This window comes from Oscillospiraceae bacterium (genome assembly GCA_015068525.1).
Taxonomy (GTDB): Bacteria; Bacillota; Clostridia; order UMGS1840; family HGM11507; genus SIG450.
Genome location: SVKJ01000049.1, coordinates 1 through 3,697, shown reverse-complemented (window position 1 = coordinate 3,697; position 3,697 = coordinate 1). Strand labels below are relative to the sequence as shown.

Sequence of the window (3,697 nt, the reverse complement as noted above, 5' to 3'; positions counted from 1 at the left end):
ATTTAGTTTGATCTTCATATTCATTTATATCAATCAGCATTTCACTAGCCGGGATCACAATACGCACCCCATTATAATAAGCTACTGCGATTGGAATACCACTGGCTGTTTTCTCAATTCCTTCAAGTCTTGCTGTTAATATTTTTTTGCCTTTCATTGCAGTTCTTAAATCTAACCACAACATTTTTTCTTTTTCTTCCTGAGTGATTATTTTTTCTTCTTCATCAATTTTAACCTCAATAGGTTCTTTTTTTCGTCTTCTTGTTGTCTTTTTTAATTCAGTCACATCTTCTATCAGTTCTTCTTTTTTCTTTCTAGGCATGTTTATCCCTCCTTAAAAAATAACACCATACTAATTATGGTGCTTTACTAACTAATTTTTTCTTTTTTATAACATTTTCGCTTTCATTATTATTTTCGTTTTTGGATCGCCAACTTGGAATATAGTCGGTTGCTTTACTTTTTATTATTTTTTTAGCTTCCGGATGTAAAGTATAATCAAATTTTTCAAGTTCTAATACTTTTTGTCCCCTTAAAATCAATAACTCTCTATCCAATGGCATTCTTAAGATTTCATCCATTGTCATCAATTTTCTTCGTCCAACTGATGTTGTCTCTCGGTATTGAGGTGTATATTTGCTTAATTGCCACGTTGAAAGCACTTTTTGTGTGCTGGTAACCCCAATTGTGATCTCACCGGATCTATTACTTATAAATTGTGCAGTTAATTCATCTGTACAACCTAAAAATAATTGTGTGTCACAATTCCCCAGAATCTCCTGCCAGATATTATTAGGATACCGATTCTGAAGTTGTGCTAAATTTTGAAAAATTACTGCAATACTTATTCCTCTACTCCGAACTGTTGATATTTTCTTTTGAAAGTCAACAATCCCGCCGATATTCGGGAACTCATCAAGTATAAAGCAAACATCATAATCACATCTTCCATTTTTTCCGTATTTGTCTGCATATCTAACTAATTTTATAAATGCAAATGAAAAAAACAATGAAGATAAAAAATCAAAGGTTGAGTCTTGGTCCGAAGTAATACAGAAATATGCACACTTTTCTTTTGCCGGCAACTCCAAATCAATATCATCCGAAGCTGTAATGTTTTTTACAATTTCATTCTGGAAAACCTGCAATCTTGCACCTAATCCTATAATTACTCCAGAACGTACCGTATCTGATGATTGCTTAAAAATATTATATGATGCAAATGCAGGATGATTTTTACTTAATCCTGCAAACAATCCATTTAACTGAGTTTCACTCTTAGTAGATAACAACTCATAGACTGCCCCTATTGTCTGCTGAGTATAATTACTACATACATACAAGATTAACGCTTTTAATAAATTCAGTTCCGCATTGTCCCAAAAATGATCCGGTTGTCCGGATGATGTATTTTTAATTACCACATCTGCAAAAACCTGAGCCATTAATTCATTCCCCTCAATTTCCTTTAGACAATTCCATGAATCGCTATTCTGCATATTAATTAAATTGAACACTTTAACCTTATATCCATTATTCTTTAAGTATATCGCCATATCCTCATATAACTCAGACTTGGGATCCGTTACAAAGATACTTTCATTCCGTTTCACCGCTTGAAAAATCCTATTTCGCACAAATGCCCGGCTTTTCATTGTACCACTTGCACCATAAACAGCAACGTTCTTATTCATTCTTGTATTTTCCGGTAAACAGACTGCCTTGCCTTCATATTTCCCTAAAATTATGCCATTAACATTTTTAGGAGTATTAACCTCCAGAACGTTCTTCATTTCTTCGTCATTCATAAAACCTGCTGTTCCATAATTCCCTGAATCTGAATAAACAATATTACGTTTTCTATCTGTAATCCCATTTTCTCCTTTTCCCTTAAAAATGATGAATAACGTGATTATAAGCATAATCATAAAGGTTACTCCTATGCCTTTAAGTCCATAAGGATTATCGAAGACTGCACATATACACTCTATAAAATCTCCAGACGGTAGTTCAGGTGATACTCCTGAAGAAAAACCATATTCTTTCCTCCACGTGTTATAGTTATATAAAAATTGTGTTAAGTATCCACTTAAATACAAAGATAGCACTAACAGTACCGGAATTAGTAATAATACAATCTTTCTGCTATTTTTCATTCCACACATCCAACTCCTTTGCCACCAATTCTCTGCTCAAAGTTACTATTCGTGCCAATTTGCCAAAGTATTTTGCTAAAACTTCACGTTGGAAATCAAAACAAATAACAATTCCAGGTTCCTCAAACATCTCGATTCCGCTCTTAAATTTTCGTATTTTCTCCATATCAAATTCATAAGCCAATAACGTTGCTCTTTCTTCAGAGTCAACACCATCACTTGCAAATGGTAGCATATTGTTGGTAATTCTAAACGACTGCATTACCATATCCCGTATTTTTCTTCTTTTTTCATAATTAGTTAATAACCTAAGCAATACATCTCCGTCATTATCTTCTGGAATATAGTAAAACTCATTAAACGTATTATCTACCTTAAAAAAACAGTTTTTTACTCCGCCACTACTTAATAATTGTGTTAAAGCCGTTCCCATGTTATTACCAATCATAATTCCTGCAAAATCATTTACTTGTACTGAATTATTTAATAATATTCCGGTAAGAACACCATATAATCTCTGTTCTGCCCTACTACTCCATTTCATTAGAGAGTTATCCGTATTATAAACTATAAAACCAACTTCATTTGGACATAACATGATGCCAACTGCTCTTGAAAATTTTATCTTTGTACATTCCGGTCCTAAATCTTTAATTTCAACTGCACTATAAAAAAATGCCTTATCAATACTGGCAGAATCAGTTCCTGTCTTAGAAAAAAGATTGGGCTTTTCATCTAAAAAAATACCAACTTCAGCATTTCTCATACTTGTATAAGTAGAAGCTATTCTATGCCAGCGAAGTCTTTTTACAACTTCACTTTTACAATATCTTCTCTTTTCCATAAACTTCTCAAATCGTTCCGGATTTTCCTTTAATAAAATAGACTGCCCTTTTTTAGTTATCCTTAAGGAGCACAGATTATCTTTCTTGTGCTTTCTTATATAGCCATCACTTATTAACTTCTCAATTAATCTATATGCACTTCTATTACTGCATCCTAACCTGTTCATTAGTCTACAAGGGTAGTCAATTGAGACTGCAACCAACTCCAAAAAATCACGCTCTAGTTTGTCAATGATCATGACTGCACCCCTTTCTTATTTATTACAATTTTTTACCCTTAAGTCTCCATACTCGGGTAAGTTTTGCATTAAGGAATATTTATTTGAATATATTTCTAAGCCAAAAAATCTGACAAAAAAAACACTTAAAAAAGTGCCTCAATTTTGCCAATTTTTTATAAGCTTTTTGTCCATTTTTTTAATAATTAAAGTGGGTAAATTTTTAACCATTTTCCAAAATCATTTTTCGACACTATATATACTTCCGTCTGCTCATTCTCACCTACAGTCGTAGTATAAAAATTTGAACATAACAAACCTGTATCATCTACTAAAAGATATGCTGTAATCACATCTAAGACTTTCTTTGTTTCAATATTATCGTGATCTCTTACACTTTTCCCACCTAATGTATAAACATTTCTAAAACACACGACACACCTATCATAACGTTCTTCTCTTGTTTTTGAAACAAAAT

Annotated in this window: 3 protein-coding genes; all 3 read right to left on the bottom strand. The window is 32.5% G+C overall.

Annotated elements, in window-relative coordinates; all coding sequences use genetic code 11:
• Positions 1-322 (bottom strand): hypothetical protein (locus E7419_08290; protein MBE7015174.1); only part of this gene is annotated, 322 nt, incomplete at its 3' end.
• 34 nt (positions 323-356) lie between these two features.
• Positions 357-2,156 (bottom strand): ATPase, encoded by a 1,800-nt coding sequence (locus E7419_08285; GenBank protein ID MBE7015173.1) that lies wholly within the window; start codon positions 2,154-2,156, stop codon positions 357-359.
• Positions 2,146-3,240 carry a hypothetical protein gene (locus tag E7419_08280; GenBank protein MBE7015172.1) on the bottom strand — a complete coding sequence of 365 codons (1,095 nt, stop codon included), beginning with the start codon at positions 3,238-3,240 and terminating at the stop codon, positions 2,146-2,148. The genes E7419_08285 and E7419_08280 overlap by 11 nt, the downstream gene beginning before the upstream one ends.
• Between the last annotated feature and the right edge of the window lie 457 nt (positions 3,241-3,697).